The following is a 515-nucleotide window of genomic DNA, read 5'->3' as shown; positions in this document are numbered from 1 at the left end:
AAATTGAAGATTTGAAAAATGAGATTTTTGGAACTAGATAAGCTATTGTTATTAAATTAAATTTTCATACACCCAAGTTTTCATACCTGTTAAAAGAGGAGCTAACGATTTTCCTTTTTCGGTTAAACGATATTCTACTTTTGGAGGAATTACTGGATAAGATTTTCTAACAACTACTCCTAATTGTTCCAAGTCTTTTAATTGTTGCGATAACATTTTCTGGCTTATTCCTTTTATAGTTTTGTCCAGTTCATTAAAACGCATCACTTCATTACTTAATAATATCCATATAATAACGGGTTTCCATTTGCCACCTATTTGCTCCATAAAAATAATTATGGGACATTCTTCAGCTATAATGTATTTTTCTTTTATTTTTTTTACCTCTATTTCCATAATAATGATTGTATTCCGAGTTTAAAGTCAGTTACTTACCATTTAGTAAGTACTTGTTTCAAAGTTAGTAATAATATAGTTTTGTTTAAAAATAAATACAAAATGAATAAAATAATTGT

General features: G+C 26.6%; 1 protein-coding gene. It reads right to left on the bottom strand.

Annotation, left to right across the window (positions count from 1 at the left end; all coding sequences use genetic code 11):
- Positions 1-51: 51 nt before the first annotated feature.
- Positions 52-396, bottom strand: coding sequence for a winged helix-turn-helix transcriptional regulator (locus ACQY5W_RS13625; RefSeq protein ID WP_428025509.1), 345 nt, complete (start codon positions 394-396; stop codon positions 52-54).
- Positions 397-515 lie beyond the last annotated feature (119 nt).

This window comes from Arcobacter sp. (genome assembly GCF_050300555.1).
Taxonomy (GTDB): Bacteria; Campylobacterota; Campylobacteria; order Campylobacterales; family Arcobacteraceae; genus Arcobacter.
This window is presented reverse-complemented; position numbering and strand designations above follow the sequence as displayed.

Excerpts from the sequence above, each read along its gene's own strand:
- ACQY5W_RS13625 (WP_428025509.1), bottom strand. The coding sequence starts at position 396 with ATGGAAATAGAGGTAAAAAAAATAAAAGAAAAATACATTATAGCTGAA.